The 14,622-nt window shown below is 70.5% G+C and carries 20 protein-coding genes; 10 read left to right on the top strand and 10 right to left on the bottom strand.

From position 1 onward, the window contains the following. Nucleotides 1-12 precede the first annotated feature (12 nt). The 3 genes from CEY15_RS04040 to CEY15_RS04050 all read left to right on the top strand — a co-directional run bounded on the left by CEY15_RS04040 (nt 13) and on the right by CEY15_RS04050 (nt 2,322). Entirely contained in the window at nt 13-1,254 is a 1,242-nt protein-coding gene (locus CEY15_RS04040) for an FAD-dependent oxidoreductase (protein ID WP_095717415.1), read from the top strand. A gap of 77 nt (nt 1,255-1,331) precedes the next feature. Continuing rightward, nucleotides 1,332-1,532: a sulfur carrier protein ThiS gene (gene thiS, locus CEY15_RS04045; RefSeq protein WP_017837853.1), complete on the top strand. Its 201-nt coding sequence runs from the start codon at nt 1,332-1,334 to the stop codon at nt 1,530-1,532. 22 nt (nt 1,533-1,554) lie between these two features. Beyond that, entirely contained in the window at nt 1,555-2,322 is a 768-nt protein-coding gene (locus tag CEY15_RS04050; protein WP_256378857.1) for a thiazole synthase, read from the top strand. A 73-nt stretch (nt 2,323-2,395) separates the two neighbouring features. Here the strand turns inward: CEY15_RS04050 and CEY15_RS04055 are convergent, their stop codons facing one another. Continuing rightward, entirely contained in the window at nt 2,396-3,046 is a 651-nt protein-coding gene (locus tag CEY15_RS04055; protein WP_095717416.1) for a DUF1707 SHOCT-like domain-containing protein, read from the bottom strand. Between the two features lie 86 nt (nt 3,047-3,132). On the opposite strand from CEY15_RS04055, the gene CEY15_RS04060 reads away from it, so the two are divergent. Both CEY15_RS04060 and CEY15_RS04065 read left to right on the top strand, forming a co-directional pair. Beyond that, nucleotides 3,133-4,047, top strand: coding sequence for an ABC transporter ATP-binding protein (locus CEY15_RS04060; protein ID WP_095717417.1), 915 nt, complete (start codon nt 3,133-3,135; stop codon nt 4,045-4,047). After that, nucleotides 4,044-4,808 carry an ABC transporter permease gene (locus CEY15_RS04065; RefSeq protein WP_095717418.1) on the top strand — a complete coding sequence of 255 codons (765 nt, stop codon included), beginning with the start codon at nt 4,044-4,046 and terminating at the stop codon, nt 4,806-4,808. Before CEY15_RS04060 ends, CEY15_RS04065 begins: the two co-directional genes overlap by 4 nt. Nucleotides 4,809-4,872: 64 nt before the next feature. Here the strand turns inward: CEY15_RS04065 and thiC are convergent, their stop codons facing one another. After that, nucleotides 4,873-6,576, bottom strand: coding sequence for a phosphomethylpyrimidine synthase ThiC (gene thiC / locus CEY15_RS04070; RefSeq protein WP_095717533.1), 1,704 nt, complete (start codon nt 6,574-6,576; stop codon nt 4,873-4,875). 183 nt (nt 6,577-6,759) lie between these two features. On the opposite strand from thiC, the gene CEY15_RS04075 reads away from it, so the two are divergent. Beyond that, nucleotides 6,760-7,056: a GNAT family N-acetyltransferase gene (locus CEY15_RS04075; protein WP_095717419.1), complete on the top strand. Its 297-nt coding sequence runs from the start codon at nt 6,760-6,762 to the stop codon at nt 7,054-7,056. 49 nt (nt 7,057-7,105) lie between these two features. Beyond that, nucleotides 7,106-7,561: a CD225/dispanin family protein gene (locus CEY15_RS04080; protein WP_095717420.1), complete on the top strand. Its 456-nt coding sequence runs from the start codon at nt 7,106-7,108 to the stop codon at nt 7,559-7,561. Nucleotides 7,562-7,583: 22 nt separating this feature from the next. On the opposite strand, the gene CEY15_RS04085 is transcribed toward CEY15_RS04080, so the two are convergent. From CEY15_RS04085 to CEY15_RS04105, 5 genes are all read right to left on the bottom strand, one after another. After that, nucleotides 7,584-8,000, bottom strand: coding sequence for a CoA-binding protein (locus CEY15_RS04085; protein WP_095717421.1), 417 nt, complete (start codon nt 7,998-8,000; stop codon nt 7,584-7,586). A gap of 123 nt (nt 8,001-8,123) precedes the next feature. After that, complete coding sequence (ppk2, locus tag CEY15_RS04090) at nt 8,124-9,017, bottom strand: polyphosphate kinase 2 (RefSeq protein ID WP_017837844.1); 894 nt, start codon at nt 9,015-9,017, stop codon at nt 8,124-8,126. Between the two features lie 37 nt (nt 9,018-9,054). Further along, entirely contained in the window at nt 9,055-9,855 is an 801-nt protein-coding gene (locus tag CEY15_RS04095) for an exodeoxyribonuclease III (protein ID WP_095717422.1), read from the bottom strand. Nucleotides 9,856-9,868: 13 nt separating this feature from the next. Then, on the bottom strand, nt 9,869-11,005 hold the full coding sequence (locus CEY15_RS04100) for a GNAT family N-acetyltransferase (RefSeq protein WP_095717423.1): 1,137 nt from the start codon (nt 11,003-11,005) through the stop codon (nt 9,869-9,871). After that, a complete protein-coding gene (locus CEY15_RS04105) occupies nt 10,998-11,672 on the bottom strand; it encodes a peptide deformylase (protein ID WP_017837841.1) in 675 nt (224 codons plus the stop codon). The genes CEY15_RS04100 and CEY15_RS04105 overlap by 8 nt, the downstream gene beginning before the upstream one ends. Nucleotides 11,673-11,770: 98 nt before the next feature. Here CEY15_RS04105 and CEY15_RS04110 point away from each other — a divergent pair, with 98 nt between their 5' ends. The 3 genes from CEY15_RS04110 (at nt 11,771) to CEY15_RS18060 (ending at nt 13,209) form a co-directional block, all read left to right on the top strand. Beyond that, nucleotides 11,771-12,106, top strand: a complete 336-nt coding sequence (locus tag CEY15_RS04110) for a DUF3263 domain-containing protein (RefSeq protein WP_017837840.1) — start codon at nt 11,771-11,773, stop codon at nt 12,104-12,106. A gap of 15 nt (nt 12,107-12,121) precedes the next feature. Continuing rightward, nucleotides 12,122-12,805 carry a LytR C-terminal domain-containing protein gene (locus CEY15_RS04115; RefSeq protein ID WP_095717424.1) on the top strand — a complete coding sequence of 228 codons (684 nt, stop codon included), beginning with the start codon at nt 12,122-12,124 and terminating at the stop codon, nt 12,803-12,805. Nucleotides 12,806-12,894: 89 nt separating this feature from the next. Continuing rightward, nucleotides 12,895-13,209 (top strand): hypothetical protein, encoded by a 315-nt coding sequence (locus CEY15_RS18060; RefSeq protein ID WP_176475011.1) that lies wholly within the window; start codon nt 12,895-12,897, stop codon nt 13,207-13,209. Between the two features lie 91 nt (nt 13,210-13,300). On the opposite strand, the gene CEY15_RS04125 is transcribed toward CEY15_RS18060, so the two are convergent. From CEY15_RS04125 to CEY15_RS04135, 3 genes are read right to left on the bottom strand one after another with little or no spacing between them, the layout of a single operon-like run. After that, the gene (locus tag CEY15_RS04125) at nt 13,301-13,669 is read right to left on the bottom strand and encodes a monovalent cation/H(+) antiporter subunit G (protein ID WP_017837837.1); all 369 of its coding nucleotides are present in this window, start codon (nt 13,667-13,669) and stop codon (nt 13,301-13,303) included. Further along, the gene (locus CEY15_RS04130) at nt 13,666-13,959 is read right to left on the bottom strand and encodes a monovalent cation/H+ antiporter complex subunit F (protein WP_017837836.1); all 294 of its coding nucleotides are present in this window, start codon (nt 13,957-13,959) and stop codon (nt 13,666-13,668) included. Before CEY15_RS04130 ends, CEY15_RS04125 begins: the two co-directional genes overlap by 4 nt. Further along, nucleotides 13,956-14,621, bottom strand: a complete 666-nt coding sequence (locus CEY15_RS04135; protein ID WP_095717425.1) for a Na+/H+ antiporter subunit E — start codon at nt 14,619-14,621, stop codon at nt 13,956-13,958. The genes CEY15_RS04130 and CEY15_RS04135 overlap by 4 nt, the downstream gene beginning before the upstream one ends. Nucleotide 14,622 lies beyond the last annotated feature (1 nt).

A 14,622-nucleotide genomic window follows, 5' to 3' on the forward strand; every position in this document is an offset into this window, starting at 1 on the left:
AGTCTGGACGACGTGACTCCCGACACCGGACCTGCCGTCCCGAGGATCGGCGCCCGCCGGCTGGCCGTGATCGGCGGTTCGGTGATCGGCCTGGCCTGCGCGTGGTCGGCCGCCAGGACCGGGCTGGCCGCGGAGGTGGTGATTCACGAGCCCGACGACTCCGGCCCCGAGGGGGTGCCCTCCTCGGCCGCGGCGTGGGTGGCCGGCGGCATGCTCGCTCCGTTCAGTGAGGCCTGGCCGGGGGAGGAGGCGGTGTTCGCCCTCGGCGTGGACTCGCTCCGCCGCTGGCCGGAGATGCTGAGCGCGCTCGAACCCTACGTCCCGCCCGGTCCCCCCGTCCGGACCGCCACCCGCACCCACATGTTGGCCGTGGACGAGGCCGACGCCCGGGACCTCGACATGGCCATGGAGTGGGCCGCTCGCCAGCCGGACCCCACCCGCGACGGCCCCGACTCGCGTCCGGGCTCCGCCGTGTTTCCGGGTTCGGCCGTACTGCAGTGCTCCGCGTCGCACCCGGGCCCCGGCATCACCGAGGCCGACCTGCGCCGGGTCACGCGGCGGGAGCTGCGCGAGGCCGAGCCGTCCCTGGCCCGCGTCGCCCGCGCCGCCTATCGGATGGACTCCGAGGGGGCCGTCGACAACCGCGTCCTGCTGGCCGCCCTGACCCGCGCGTGCCGCGCCGAGGGCGTGAGGTGGGTGCGCAGCGCGGTGACCTCGATCGACGACGTCGACGCGGACCGCATCGTCCTGGCCGCAGGTTCCGGGTCCGCCGACCTGGCGGGGTTGCCGGTGCGCCCGGTCAAGGGCGAGGTGCTCCGGCTGCGCGCCCGGCCAGGCTGCGAGGACCCGCCCCGAGGGGTGGTGCGGGCGTTCGTCCGCGGCAGGCCGCTCTACCTGGTGCCGCGCGACGGCGGTCTGGTCGTGGGCGCCACGCAGTACGAGCACGGAGACGATCGGCAGGTCACGGTCGCCGGGGTGCGCGACCTGCTCGCCGACGCCGAGACGATCTTCCCCGGGATCGGGGAGTACGAGCTGGCCGAGGCCATCGCCGGGCTCCGGCCGATGTCGCCGGACAACCTGCCGTTCCTCGGCGCCGACCCCAGGGACCCGCGCCTCATCCACGCCACCGGTCATGGCCGCAACGGCATCGCGCTCACCCCGGTGACCGTCGCGGCGGTCTGGGCGGAGTTGCACGCCGTGCGCGGCCCGGCGGCTGCGCGCGCCGCCGCGCCGGACCGCTTCACTCGCGGATGAGGTCTCCGGCACAGACCACTACGCTGGGGTCACACGTCACCACCCCGGGACGTCACGACCGTGCCGCAGGAGGCCCCATGATCGTCACCGTGAACGGCGAGGACCGCACACTCGCCGACGGCGCGACCGTCCGCGTGCTCGTCACCGAACTCGACCTCCCCGACGAGGGGGTGGCCGTGGCGGTCGACGGCGTGGTGGTGCCCAGCTCGGGCTGGGACCAGGCCGCACTGGGCGCGGGAGCGGAGGTGGACGTCCTCACGGCGGTCCAGGGTGGCTGAGGTCGCCGGCCCGGCCGAGGTCCTGGGCTCGCCGCTGGTCATCGCCGGTGAGGAGCTGGGTTCCCGCCTCATCATGGGCACCGGCGGGGCCGGTAACCAGGAGGTTCTGAGGGAGTCCCTCATCGCCTCCGGGACGGCACTGACCACCGTGTCCATCCGCAAGGTCGACCTGCGACTGGGGTCCGACGGGCTCGGGCTACTCGGGCTGCTGCGCGAACTCGGCATCCGGCCTCTGCCCAACACCGCCGGCTGCCGGGGTGCCGCCGAGGCGGTCAAGACCGCGCGACTCGCCCGTGAGGCGCTGGGCACCAACTGGGTCAAGCTCGAGGTGATCGCCGACGAACGCACGCTCCTGCCCGACGCCCTGGAACTGGTGGAGGCCGCGGAGGACCTGGTCGACGACGGGTTCGTCGTCCTGCCCTACACCACCGACGACCCCGTCCTGGCCCGCCGCCTGGAAGACGTCGGCTGCGCGGCCGTGATGCCGTTGGGCGCTCCCATCGGCACCGGCCTGGGGATCTGCAACCCGCACAACCTGGAGATGATCGTCGAACGCGCCGGGGTGCCGGTGATCTGCGACGCCGGGATCGGCACCGCCTCGGATGCGGCACTGGCGATGGAACTCGGCTGCGACGGGGTCCTCTTGGCCACCGCCGTGACCCGCGCGGAGAACCCGCCGCTCATGGCGGCGGCGATGCGGGAGGCCGTCCGCGCAGGCCACGCCGCCCGCGCCGCCGGACGTATCCCCAAGAGGTTCTGGGCGCAGGCGTCGAGTCCGCCGGTGGACTGACGCCGACGGGGTCGACAGGGTGAGAGTGCCCCGTGCCCCGTGCCCGGTGCTCTGTCGACGGCGCCCGGAGGGATTACCGGGTCCGGGGAACCCTGCGCACCTCCACGCCGCCCATGAGCGCGAGCCCCGTGACCCGCACGACCGGGGCGCCCGGAGAGGCCTGCCGCACCGGTCGGGGGTCGGGCTTCCACCTGCCGGCCTCCTCGCCGAATCCGCCCATCAGACCGAGCCCCTCGACCACGACGTGGATGTCGTCCGGTACATAGATCTCGACCCCGCCCATGATCGCGAAGGCGCGGATCGTGGTCTCGTGCGCCTGAAGAGAGGCCTGGCGCAGGTCGAGTTCGACCCCGCCCATCACGGCGAACGCCGTGTGCTCGGCCGGGAGCGTCCACGCGCCCCTGCGCTCGCATCCACCCATGAACGCCAGTGACGACGACGGACCGGTGCCGCCGGTGACCCTCCGCTCGGGTGCCGCATCGTGGTGGAGCCCGGGTCGGGACTCGCCGTCACCGCGGGCGGGGGAGAGGTCGCGGGTGAGCTCGGCCAGGTCGGACTGGAACAGCGCCCCGTACGCCTTGGTGGTGCGCTCGTCGAACTCCGCCAGGGTCAACCGTCCCTCCGAGTAGGACTGCTGGAGGAACCGCGCCGTCGCCTCACGCTCGTGGTCCGAGGCACGGATCGACGGGAGGTCAGGGCCGGGATCGTCGCGTGCGTCGTCCATGTCACGAGAGTAAGCCCTGACACACCTGGGCGGGAGCTGAGCGGGAGGAACCCGCTATCCGGACCACGGCAGGCACACTGGAGCCCATGATCGAGGTACGCAATCTCACCAAACGCTTCGGCGCCGCTACGGCGGTCGAGGACCTCAGCTTCGTGGTGCGGCCAGGCGTCGTCACCGGCTTCCTCGGCCCGAACGGTGCCGGGAAGTCCACCACCATGAGGATGATCGTCGGTCTGGACACCCCTACGTCGGGGGAGGCGCTGATCAACGGCCAGCCGTACCGGACGCTCGCGGATCCCATCCGCACCGTCGGGTGCCTGCTCGACGCGTCGTGGACCCACGCCAACCGGTCCGCGCGATCGCACCTGAAGATGATCGCCGCCGCGGGCGGACTGCCCGACAGCCGCGTCGACGAGGTGCTGTCGCTGGTCGGCCTGACCGAGGTGGCCGGCCGCAAGGTGGGTGGCTACTCCCTGGGCATGCGGCAACGGCTCGGTCTGGCCACCGCGATGCTCGGCGATCCCGAGGTGTTGCTGTTCGACGAACCGGTCAACGGACTCGACCCCGAGGGAATCCTCTGGATCCGCCGTTTCATGCACGCCCGCGCCGCCGAGGGCCGGACGGTGCTCGTCTCGAGCCACCTGTTGTCGGAGATGGCTCAGACGGCCCAGGATCTCGTCGTCATCGGCCGGGGGGTCCTGCGCGCCCAGACGTCCGTCGAGGAGTTCCTCTCCGCGGCCCGGTCATCGGTCCTGCTGCGGACGCCGCACGTCGACGAGTTCACGGCCGCGGCCCGGGAGGAGGGGATCAACGCCACCTTCGACCCCGAGGAGGGGGTGTTCCTCATCGAGGGGCTGCCGGCCCACCGGGTCGGTGACCTCGCCGCGAGCCTGGGGATCACCGTCCACGAACTGCACGAGAAGCGGGCGTCGCTCGAGGAGGCCTTCATGGCGCTCACCGACCAGGACGTCGAGTACCACGGTCAGGAGACCACCCGATGAACCTGTTGAAGTCCGAGTGGATCAAGGCCACCACCACCAAGAGCGCCTACTGGCTCTACGGACTGGGAATCGTGCTCGCCGTCGGCCTCGCCGCGATCATCGGCCAGTTCGAGCAGACCTCCACCGGGGAACCGGTGGCCGGTGCGCCCGGCGGCGGCGGTGACCCGCTGTTCGCGATACTGGGGGTCAGCGCGTTCACTGTGATCCTGGCATGGATCGCCGCGATCGTCGCCGTGACCGGCGAGTACCGGTTCCACACGAACAAGGCCACGTTCCTGGCCACGCCGTCGCGGTGGCCCGCCATAGTGGCCAAGACGGTGCTGTTCACAGTGCTGTCCATGGTCGTGACCGCGGTCGCGGTGGTGATCGCGATGCTGGTGGCGGGCGCACTGTCCGGACTGGACTCCTGGACCCCGTTCTCCGGCGACGGCCTGAGATACCTCGTACGGTTCCCCGTCTACGCGGCGCTGGGCACCCTCGCCGTGATGGGCCTGGCGCACATCATGCGCAACGCCGCCGGCACCATCTCGCTGTTCCTGGTCTGGACGCTGGCCCTGGAGGGCATGGTCTCGCTGATTCCCCGGGTGGGGCAGGACATCGCCGCCTGGATGCCGTTCGCCAACGGCGACTTCTGGACCCAGGGCGAGTCCGTCCGCGGGTTCATCACGTGGGGCGAGTGGCCGGCCTTCGCCTGGTATGCCGGGGTCTGTGTGGCCCTGTGGGCTCTGGGCCTCGTCATCACCCTGCGCCGCGACGCCTGAGGCGGCCCGCCGCGTGAGACGTCTGACGCCGTCGCGTCCCACGTCTCACGGGCGGGTCAGCCCGTCAGCCTCCACTGATCGGTAGATACACGCGGGAGCCGTGTTCGGCGAACTCCGCCGACTTCTCGGCCATCCCCGCCTCGATCGCCTCGACCGAGTCGAGCCCGTGCTCGGCGGCGTAATCCCGGATGTCCTGGGAGATCCGCATGGAGCAGAATTTGGGTCCGCACATCGAGCAGAAGTGGGCCGTCTTGGCCGGCTCGGCGGGCAGCGTCGCATCGTGGTACGCCAGCGCGGTGTCGGGGTCGAGCGCCAGGGCGAACTGGTCCCTCCACCGGAACTCGAACCGCGCGGTGCTCAGCGCATCGTCCCTCGCCTGCGCGTCCGGATGGCCCTTGGCCAGGTCCGACGCGTGCGCGGCGATCTTGTAGGTGATCACGCCGGTCTTGACATCGTCGCGATCGGGGAGGCCCAGGTGCTCCTTGGGGGTGACGTAGCAGAGCATCGCCGTGCCCGCCTCGGCGATCCGCGCGGCCCCGATGGCGGAGGTGATGTGGTCGTAGCCCGGAGCGATGTCCGTGGCCAACGGCCCCAGGGTGTAGAAGGGCGCCTCCTCGCACCACTCCTCCTCCAGGCGCACGTTCTCCACGATCATGTGCATCGGCACGTGTCCGGGGCCCTCGATCATCACCTGGACGCCGTGGCGCTTGGCGATCCGGGTGAGCTCACCCAGCGTGCGGAGCTCGGCGAACTGCGCCTCATCGTTGGCGTCCGCGATCGACCCGGGCCTCAGGCCGTCCCCGAGGGAGAACGTCACGTCGTAGCGCGCGAGGATCTCGCACAGCTCGCCGAAGTGGGTGTAGAGGAACGACTCGCGGTGGTGCGCGAGGCACCACGCGGCCATGATCGAACCGCCTCGCGACACGATCCCGGTGACGCGCTTGGCGGCGAGCGGGACGTACCGCAGGAGCACGCCCGCGTGGACCGTCATGTAGTCCACTCCCTGTTCGCACTGCTCGATGACGGTGTCCCGGTAGAGTTCCCAGGTCAGCGCGGTCGGATCGCCGTTGACCTTCTCCAACGCCTGGTAGATCGGCACGGTGCCCACGGGGACGGGGGAGTTGCGCAGGATCCACTCGCGGGTCTCGTGGATGTCCCGCCCGGTGGACAGGTCCATGATGGTGTCCGCGCCCCACCGGGACGCCCACACCATCTTCTCGACCTCCTCCGCGATCGAACTGGTGACCGCGGAGTTGCCGATGTTGGCGTTGATCTTGGTGAGGAAGCGCTTGCCGATGATCATCGGCTCGCTCTCCGGGTGGCGGTGATTGGCCGGGATGACCGCGCGGCCGGCGGCCACCTCGGATCTCACGACCTCCACGTCTATCCCCTCGCGCGCGGCGATGAAGCGCATCTCCGGGGTGATGTGACCCGCGCGGGCCCAGGCCAGCTGAGTCCGGACCGGCGTGGGGTCCTCCGACGAGGCGGGCACGGCCTCCGGGTGCGTCCACTCGTCACGGGTGGACGGCAGTCCGGAGGCGAGGTCGTGGCACTGCCCGGCGTCGGCGTACCCGGTGTACGGGCCGGAGGTGTCGTAGACGTCGAACGACGTGCCATTGGTCAGGGCGATCCGCCGGACGGGCACGCGCAGCGTGATGCCCTCCGCCGGGATCTCAAGGTAGGACTTGCTGCTGGAGTGGATCGGACCGCAGGTCACGGACTCGATCGAGGTGGAATCTGCGCTGGTGGTGGACGTGTGTGTGCCCATGATGCTCACTGCTCCCTACGCCGGCATGACCCGGACAGGTTCTACGGTCGACGGCCCGGCCGGCCGTCCTCTCAGCCCGCGCTCCGAAGCGGACTCCCGTGTGGACGAGTATGAAATTGTGCCGGGTGAGCGTAACCCGACGAGTAGCATCGGGTGTGGAACACACCCTGCCGAAGGAGTCCCATGTCCCGAGTGGAGTCACTGGTGTTGGTCCACAACACCGATAGAGACCGGTTCGAACTGTGGGACGGCGAGACCTTCATGGGCCTTGTGGGGTACGAGAAGGACGGCGAGGTCTACATCCTTCTGCACACCGTCATCGAGGAGCATTTCGGTCAGCAGGGAATCGCTCGGCTGCTGGTCAGCCTGGTGCTCACCCGGATGCGCCTGGACGGGTGCAAGATCCGTCCGGTGTGTAGCTACGTCCGCCGTTTCCTCATCCGCTTCCCCGAGTATCAACTCCTCGTGGCCCCCCGCTGACCCGGGAAGGGTGTTTCGAGGAGCCCACTTGCGGGGATACGATTCGGGCATGACGAATCCGAGTTACCCCGGTTCCTCTTCCGACTCCCCGTACGGTGCCGGCCAGACCCCCGGGCAGGACTCCGGCTACTGGCAGGACCCGGGCTACGGCCAGGGCCCGACATACGGGCAGGGCGCATCGTCGTACGGCCAGCACCCGGGTTACGGGGCCCAGAGCCCCGGGGGGTTCACCGGCCCGACCGGAGCCGCTCGGCCGGGCCCGCCGTCGAACATCGGCTGGGCGGTGGCCTCGATCCTGTTCTTCTGGCCGCTGGCATTCGTCGCGATGACCCGGGCCTCGGACGTCTACCCGCTGTGGGCGGCCGGGCACCATGCGGAGGCCGAAGCGGCGAGCGCGTCCGCCAAGAAGCTCGGCCTCATCTCGCTCGGCCTCTTCGCCCTGCTGATCGTGCTCTACTTCGCCTTCATCTTCGCCATGATCGGACTGAGCGCCAGCGGGTTCTGACCCGCGGGCGGGCCGTTCCCGCTCAGGCGATGCCCAGACGTGGCGCCTCGATGGCCGGGCATGCGTCCATCACCACGTCGAGCCCGGCGTCGGCGGCACGCTGGGCGGCGGCCTCGTCTATCACGCCGAGCTGGAGCCAGACCGCCTTCGCGCCCCGGGCGATCGCCTGGTCCACGACGTCGCCCGCGAGCGCCGAATTGACAAAGACGTCGACCACATCGATCTCGCCGGGCACCGACGCGAGATCCGGGTACCCCTGTTGGCCGTGGACCGTCTCGGCCCTGGGATGAACAGGGACGATCTCGTGACCCAGGTTGAGGACATACGCGGCGATCCCGTGCGCAGTCCGGGCGGAGTTCGCCGACAGGCCCACCACCGCCCAGCGCCCGCGGTCCGAGAGCAGACGTCTGACAACGGCCGGATCATTCGTGTGACTCATACCCGGTGCAATGCGCGCCGGCGCCCGGACATTCCCGACGGGTCGTGTGCGCGGGGCCTTCCTTCGCAGGCTCAGTCAGTCCCCGACGGGTCGTGTGCGCGGGGCCTTCCTTCGCAGGCTCAGTCAGTCCCCGACGGCGTCCTTGGCGCGGCGGACGATCTTCGGGTCGGGGTCAAACACGACCTGGGGGTCCTTCTCCGGGTAGTCGAACTGGTGGAGGAAATGGCGCATGGCGTTGATACGCGCCCGCTTCTTGTCGTTGGACTTGATGGTGATCCAGGGAGCCCAGTCGGTGTCGGTGCGGCGGAACATCTCCTCCTTGGCGGCGGTGTACCGGTCCCACTTGTCCAGTGATTCCAGGTCCATCGGGGAGAGCTTCCATCGCCGGACCGGGTCGAGCTGCCGGATCGCGAACCGGGTCTTCTGCTCCTCCTGGGTGACGGAGAACCAGAACTTCGTCAGCCCGATGCCGGAATCCACGAGCATCTTCTCGAACATCGGTGCCTGCTCCATGAACGTGGAGTACTGGGCGTCAGTACAGAACCCCATCACCCGCTCGACGCCGGCCCGGTTGTACCAGGACCGGTCGAACATCACCAGCTCGCCGCGGGTGGGCAGATGACTGATGTAGCGCTGGAAGTACCACTGGTACAGCTCGGTCTCGGTGGGCTTGATCAACGCCACCACGCGGGCCTGTCGCACGTTGATGTACTCGGTGAACCGCTTGATCGTCCCACCCTTGCCGGCGGCGTCCCGGCCCTCGAACACGATCACGTGCCGGTGACCCGACTCGGCCTGCCAGTTCTGGAACTTGAGCAGCTCGATCTGCAGCAGGTACTTCTCCACCTCGTACTGGTTGCGGTCCAGCCGGTGGTCGTACGGGTAGTTCTCCCGCCACGTGTCGACGGCCCTGCCGTTGATGTCGATGAGGTCGGGGTCCTCACCGTGGTCGTCGCGGACGGTGAAGCCCTCGGCGCGCAGCCGGTCGATGTAATGGCGGAGTTGGAACGTGGACATCGGTGGGGGCTCCTGGTGCTGAGACGAGGTGGCGGTGTTAGTCGAGGTCCACGACGACGGGCGCGTGGTCGGAGGCGCCCTTGCCCTTGCGTTCCTCGCGGTCGATGAACGCGCCGGTCACCCGCGACGCGAGTTCCGGCGAGTGCAGCTGGAAGTCGATACGCATGCCCTGCTTCTTGGGAAAGCGCAGCTGGGTGTAGTCCCAGTAGGTGTAGACGCCGGGGCCCGGGGTGTACTCGCGGGTGACCTCGCGGAAGCCCGCCCCGTCGAAGGCGGCGAAGGCCTGGCGTTCGGGCTCGGACACGTGGGTCTTGCCGTCGAAGACTTCTATGTCCCACACGTCGTCGTCGTGCGGTGCCACGTTCCAGTCGCCCACCAGCGCCACCTGCGCCGACGGGTCGGCGGCGAGCTCGGCGGACGCGTGGTCGCGGAGCCGGGCCAGCCACTCGAGCTTGTAGGTGTAGTGGGGGTCCGCCAGCTCGCGACCGTTGGGCACGTAGAGGCTGTAGACGCGGACACCGTCGCACACCGCCGAGATGGCGCGCGCCTCCGGGTCCTGCGTGACCTCGGGGTCCTTGTGGAAACCGGGCATGTCGTCGAAGCCCAGCCGGACGTCGTCGAGCCCCACCCGCGAGGCCACGGCCACGCCGTTCCACTGGCTGAGGCCGTGGTGAGCGACCTGGTATCCCAACTCCTCGAACGCCTCGTGCGGGAACTGGTCGTCCTTGCACTTGGTCTCCTGCATGGCCAGGACGTCGACGTCCGAGCGTTCCAGCCAGGCCGTGACGCGGTCCCGTCGAGCTCTGATCGAGTTGACATTCCAGGTGGCCAGGCGCATGGCGAGCAGTCTATTACCCGGCGTCGGATCGCGTGGACCGCGGAGTGGAACCCTCGACGACGACGAGGTGACGCATCGAATGGTGCGGGGCCAACCCGAGTTTGGCCCACAGGCCGCGGCCGGCCGAGTTGTCGGCGAACACGTGGAGGTGGCACTCCTCGGCGCCCAGCGACCGACCCCACCCGACGAGCGCGCCCGTGACGACCTCCGCCAGCCCGCGTCGGCGGTGGGCGTCGGCGGTCTGCACGCACGAGACCGCGATGCGCGGCGCCCCGTCGGGCCCGGTGGTGACGGCGCCCCGGGCGATGGCTGCCAGGTCGCCGTCGTGCTCGACGCGCGCGAACACCACGTGCCCGCCCGGTCCCGGCTGCTCCTGGTCTGTCCCGCCCGTCCCTGTCCCACCCAGACCCGCTCCATCCAGCCCCGCGGTCGCCAGCATCGCGGGCCGGACCCGGTCGGGGTCCAGACCGGCGGTGGCGTGGTACAGCGCGAGCCAGTCGTCGTCGGGGGAGTCGGCCAACACCACCGGGGGCCGCGCGTCGGCGGGGACGGTGGCGTCCACGCGATCCAGCAGTTCGCGGCTGTCGACCGTGCACAGCACGAGTTCCCTGTCCGCGTGCACCCGTGCGGGATCCACCGGCCGACCGTCGAGCAGCATCCGGTCGGCGTCCACGAGCCGGTCCACGGCCACCAGGCGCAGCGGCAGGCCGCGGGCCGCGTACCAGTCGCGGACCCCGTCCAGCTCCGAGCAGCTGGCCCACGGCAACACCGGGACCGCGGAATTCCCGCGGTAGGACCAGTCGTCGCCGGCGCGGCAGAACCAGCCGTCGACGAGCTCGAACTCCGTGCCCGGCCAGGCCAGCGCACCCGCGTACTCGTGGGCCCTGACGTCGCGTGCGCGGACCGGCCGGGGCGGTAGCACCTTGAGCACCGCGATGTCGGAATCGGGGATCCGCACCTCCTCGCCCGACTCGCGGCGCACCACGAGTTCGGGATCCAGCGCGAGCACGTGCCCGATGACGTCGGTGTAGAGGTGCGACCCCTGCCCGGCCTCCAGATGGCGCCGGACCACCACGCGCATCCCCACCTCCACGCGTCGGCCGGCGTTCCACCGGGACCGTTCCGCCAGACCCCGGTCCTGCTCAGCCACGGGGGGCGGTGGCCTCGTCGTCGTCCCACCCGTCACCGTCGTCCTCGTCGGCGAACGGATCGGGATCGGTGGTCGGGTCCCAGCTCAACCCGGGCACGCCCCAGCCCGCGTCCCGGATGTGGCGTTTGGCGGCCTTGCGGTGACGGCCGATCAGGTGGTCGGTGTAGAGGTACCCGTCGAGGTGACCGACCTCGTGCTGCAGGCACCGCGCGAACAGGCCGTAGCCCTCGACCGAGACCGGCTCGCCGTTCTCGTCGGTTCCGGTGACCCGGGCCCACCAGGCGCGCCCGCGCGGGAAGTTCACACCGGGGACGGACAGGCACCCTTCGAGGTCCTCCTCCGGGTCCGGCATGGTCTCCGGGATCTCGGAGGTCTCCAGCACCGGGTTGACGATGCAGCCGCGGCGGTTGAGCCACCCGCCGCGGGCCTCGACGTCCTCGCGGGAGACGCCCTCGCCGTCCTCGGTGTCCAGATCGGGGCAGTCGTAGACGAACACCCGCTTGCGCACCCCCACCTGGTTGGCGGCCAGACCCACCCCGTTGGCGGCGTCCATCGTGTCGTAGAGATCCCGGACGAGGTCGCGGATCTCCTCCGGGGACTCCGTGACGGGGTCGGTGGGGGAGTGGAGGGCGGGATCGCCGAGGATGACGATGGGCAGGACGGCCATGGCAGGAGATCCTAGTGCGCACCTGGCAGGGTGTCGGATCCGTGTGGTTCACTACGGGGGAATCACAACGGTGTGATCCGGGCACAGGAGGCGAGCGAATGGGCCGATCAGCAACCGCGGCACGCCGACCGCAGGTCGAGGGCGGCTCGCCGCCCGCGGACGAGCTGCACGCCGCCGACCCCGTGCTGTCCGACAGGGACCAGGCCATGCTCGAGTTCGAGCGTCAGTGGTGGAAGTTCGCCGGCTCCAAGGAGGAGGCTATCCGGCAGAAGTTCGACATGTCCGGGACCCGCTACTTCCAGATCCTCAACGGCCTCATCGACCGCCCCGAGGCGCTGGCCGCGGACCCGCTGCTCGTCAAGCGGCTTCGTCGCATGCGCAGCAGCCGTCAGAAGGCACGCGCGGCGCGCAACCTGGGAATGCGGCTCGACTGACCTACACTCACCGGCGTGAGCTCCCAGCCCGAAACCTCGCAGTACGACCCCTACGGTCCGGGTGCGCCCGCCGGCGACGCCGGGGCCGGCCCCGACCAGGATGAGCCGACCGGCCCTCCGTACCGGGCCATCGCGATGGTCCTCCTCGCCGCGGTGGTCCTGGCGATAGGCATCGGGCTCGTCCAGTTGTTCGGGGGCGACGACGAGACCCCGACCGCCACCGATCAGGACAGTGCCCAGGTCGAGCAGGCCGACCCGCCCGCGGCGCCTGCCCAGCCCGGGGACGCCCCCGCCGACCCGCAGGACGCTCCCGACGGCCAGGCGGTGCCCGGCCAGCCCGGCCAGCCCGGTGAACCCGGTCAGGCCGCCGAGCAGCCTCCGGCCGGCCAGCCCGGCGTCCCGGCCGTGACCTCGGTACCCGTGCAGGTGTTCAACAACAGCACCGTCTCGGGGCTCGCCGGGAGGACCGGCGAGACGCTCCGCGAGTCCGGTTTCGCCGTCGGCGAGGTGGCCAACCTGCCCTCGAACCGGCCGGTGGTGTCCGAGTCGACGGTCTACTTCGGAACCGGTGCCGGTGAGCGGCAGGCCGCCGAGGCCGTCGCGGCCCAGCTGGGCATCCCCGCCCTGCCCCGGCCTGCCGATCTCGAGGTGGGTGCCCCCGGTGTGATCGTGATCGTCACCCAGGACCTCGACCGCTGACGGCTGAGGATATGATGAGTCCACGCACTCCGCCCGTCGGGACGCGTGCTCATAGCGACCTGCAGCTTTCCGAGATCGAAGGAGCCCTCATGGCCCCGCGTCAGACCGCCCGCCGCCTCATGGTCGCGGTTCCCGCATTCGCACTCGCGTTCGCCATGACCGCGTGTACTCCGCCCAACGAGGAGCCCGCGGATCCCGACGCCCCCTACACCCTGCCCACCTACACGGGGGAGGCCGACGCGGAGGCGGAGGACGCCGCCGTGGTCGAGGGCGCGGAGGTCGAGGGTGCGGAGGTCGAGGTCGTCGAGGTCGAGGAGGACGTCCTCGTGGAGGTCCCCGTCGGGGATCAGCCCGCCCAGGGTCAGACCGGGACCGCGGTGTCGCCCGCTCAGCCCGCCCCGTGATCGACCGGTAGCCCGGCACCACCGGACGAGCCCCGCCCCCGTGAAGGGAGCGGGGCTCGAGTCGTCCCGGGGCCCGGACCGGATCGGCGGGTCAGGGCGTGTTCTTCCGGTTGGCCTCGCTGGCCTGGAACTTCTCCAGCACCGGGGCCTCGTGGGTGATCGTGCCGTCCTCGACGCTCTCGTGGTACGCCAGGTTGCCCACGCGGTTGGCGATCACCGGGGCGGTGCACACGGCCACGATTCCGGCCAGCAGCAGCATTCCCAGGTCGATGTGGGGGAAGATCCGGACACTCGCCCCCAGCAACACCAGCACCAGTCCCAGGACCTGCGGTTTGGCGGCCGGGTGCATCCGACTCAGGGTGTCGCGGAAGCGCACCAGACCGATGGCGCTGGCGAGGGTCAGCAGCGCCCCGGCGAGGACGAAGAGCGCCGAGACGATCTCTCTGGGGTCGTCGGTCATGTGAGGGCCTCCTTGTCGACCCCGGAGGTGTCGCTCACGCGGAACCGGGCCACGGACACCGATCCGAGAAAGGCGACCAGTGCGAGTGCCACGAGGGCGGCCGCCGCCGTGGTGTCCTTGCTCCATGCGATGTACACTCCGACGCCGCACTGGGCGATCGCGGCGAGCATGTCCAGCGAGATCAGTCGGTCGAGGGTGCCCGGACCACCGATCAGACGGATCATGGTGGTGAACAGTGCGAGCGTCAGGGCGACCACGGCCGCGCTCCACAACAGCAGTGACAGGCTCATCGGTGCTCCTCGCTGTCGGACACGGGACCGGACACGGGTTCCGGCTCGGCCGTGCGGTCGTGGATGCGGTCCGGGCCGTCGGCCTCGTACTCCTCCGACGGGGCGCAGTAGTGCTGCGGGCTCGGTTTCCAGTCCTCGGGCCGCTCGAACGCCCGAGAGTACAGATGTTCGACGTGGGCGGTCTGGCGCCGGAACCGCTCGACCGCCTCGGGGCTGCCGGCGTCCAGGACGTGGACGTACACGTACCGGGCCACCGGATCGACGCGCACGACGACGCCTCCGGGCATGAGGTTCAGGGTGTTGACGGCCAGGGCGAGCGTGAAATCCGACCGGAGGCTCATCGGCGCCCGCAGTACCGCGGAACGGGGCGGCGCCTGCGGCCGCACGGACAGCCACGCCACAGTGAGCGACGAGCGGACGAGATAGTAGGCCACCACGACCACCAGCCACACCGTCGACAGAGGCCTGACCAGGCCCTCCACGGGCACACGGGGGAGCGGGAGCAGGACCATCACCACGATCGCCACGAGGACCCCCGCGACGACGGTCCCCACCTCGACCGGGCCCCACAGCATGACCCACGCGACCGTCAGCCAGAGCATCATGAACAGGCGGGAACCGATCACGCGGGGTTCGAGACGGGTCGTGATCCTGCGGGCCATG

The organism is Dietzia natronolimnaea (assembly GCF_002289575.1).
In the GTDB taxonomy this organism is placed as follows: domain Bacteria; phylum Actinomycetota; class Actinomycetes; order Mycobacteriales; family Mycobacteriaceae; genus Dietzia; species Dietzia natronolimnaea_A.

Coding starts and splice junctions, on each gene's coding strand:
- thiS (WP_017837853.1), top strand. CDS start 1,332: ATGATCGTCACCGTGAACGGCGAGGACCGCACACTCGCCGACGGCGCG.
- CEY15_RS04055 (WP_095717416.1), bottom strand. CDS start 3,046: ATGGACGACGCACGCGACGATCCCGGCCCTGACCTCCCGTCGATCCGT.
- CEY15_RS04060 (WP_095717417.1), top strand. CDS start 3,133: ATGATCGAGGTACGCAATCTCACCAAACGCTTCGGCGCCGCTACGGCG.
- CEY15_RS04065 (WP_095717418.1), top strand. CDS start 4,044: ATGAACCTGTTGAAGTCCGAGTGGATCAAGGCCACCACCACCAAGAGC.
- thiC (WP_095717533.1), bottom strand. CDS start 6,576: ATGGGCACACACACGTCCACCACCAGCGCAGATTCCACCTCGATCGAG.
- CEY15_RS04075 (WP_095717419.1), top strand. CDS start 6,760: ATGTCCCGAGTGGAGTCACTGGTGTTGGTCCACAACACCGATAGAGAC.
- CEY15_RS04080 (WP_095717420.1), top strand. CDS start 7,106: ATGACGAATCCGAGTTACCCCGGTTCCTCTTCCGACTCCCCGTACGGT.
- CEY15_RS04085 (WP_095717421.1), bottom strand. CDS start 8,000: ATGAGTCACACGAATGATCCGGCCGTTGTCAGACGTCTGCTCTCGGAC.
- ppk2 (WP_017837844.1), bottom strand. CDS start 9,017: ATGTCCACGTTCCAACTCCGCCATTACATCGACCGGCTGCGCGCCGAG.
- CEY15_RS04095 (WP_095717422.1), bottom strand. CDS start 9,855: ATGCGCCTGGCCACCTGGAATGTCAACTCGATCAGAGCTCGACGGGAC.
- CEY15_RS04105 (WP_017837841.1), bottom strand. CDS start 11,672: ATGGCCGTCCTGCCCATCGTCATCCTCGGCGATCCCGCCCTCCACTCC.
- CEY15_RS04110 (WP_017837840.1), top strand. CDS start 11,771: ATGGGCCGATCAGCAACCGCGGCACGCCGACCGCAGGTCGAGGGCGGC.
- CEY15_RS18060 (WP_176475011.1), top strand. CDS start 12,895: ATGGCCCCGCGTCAGACCGCCCGCCGCCTCATGGTCGCGGTTCCCGCA.
- CEY15_RS04125 (WP_017837837.1), bottom strand. CDS start 13,669: ATGACCGACGACCCCAGAGAGATCGTCTCGGCGCTCTTCGTCCTCGCC.
- CEY15_RS04130 (WP_017837836.1), bottom strand. CDS start 13,959: ATGAGCCTGTCACTGCTGTTGTGGAGCGCGGCCGTGGTCGCCCTGACG.
- CEY15_RS04135 (WP_095717425.1), bottom strand. CDS start 14,621: ATGGCCCGCAGGATCACGACCCGTCTCGAACCCCGCGTGATCGGTTCC.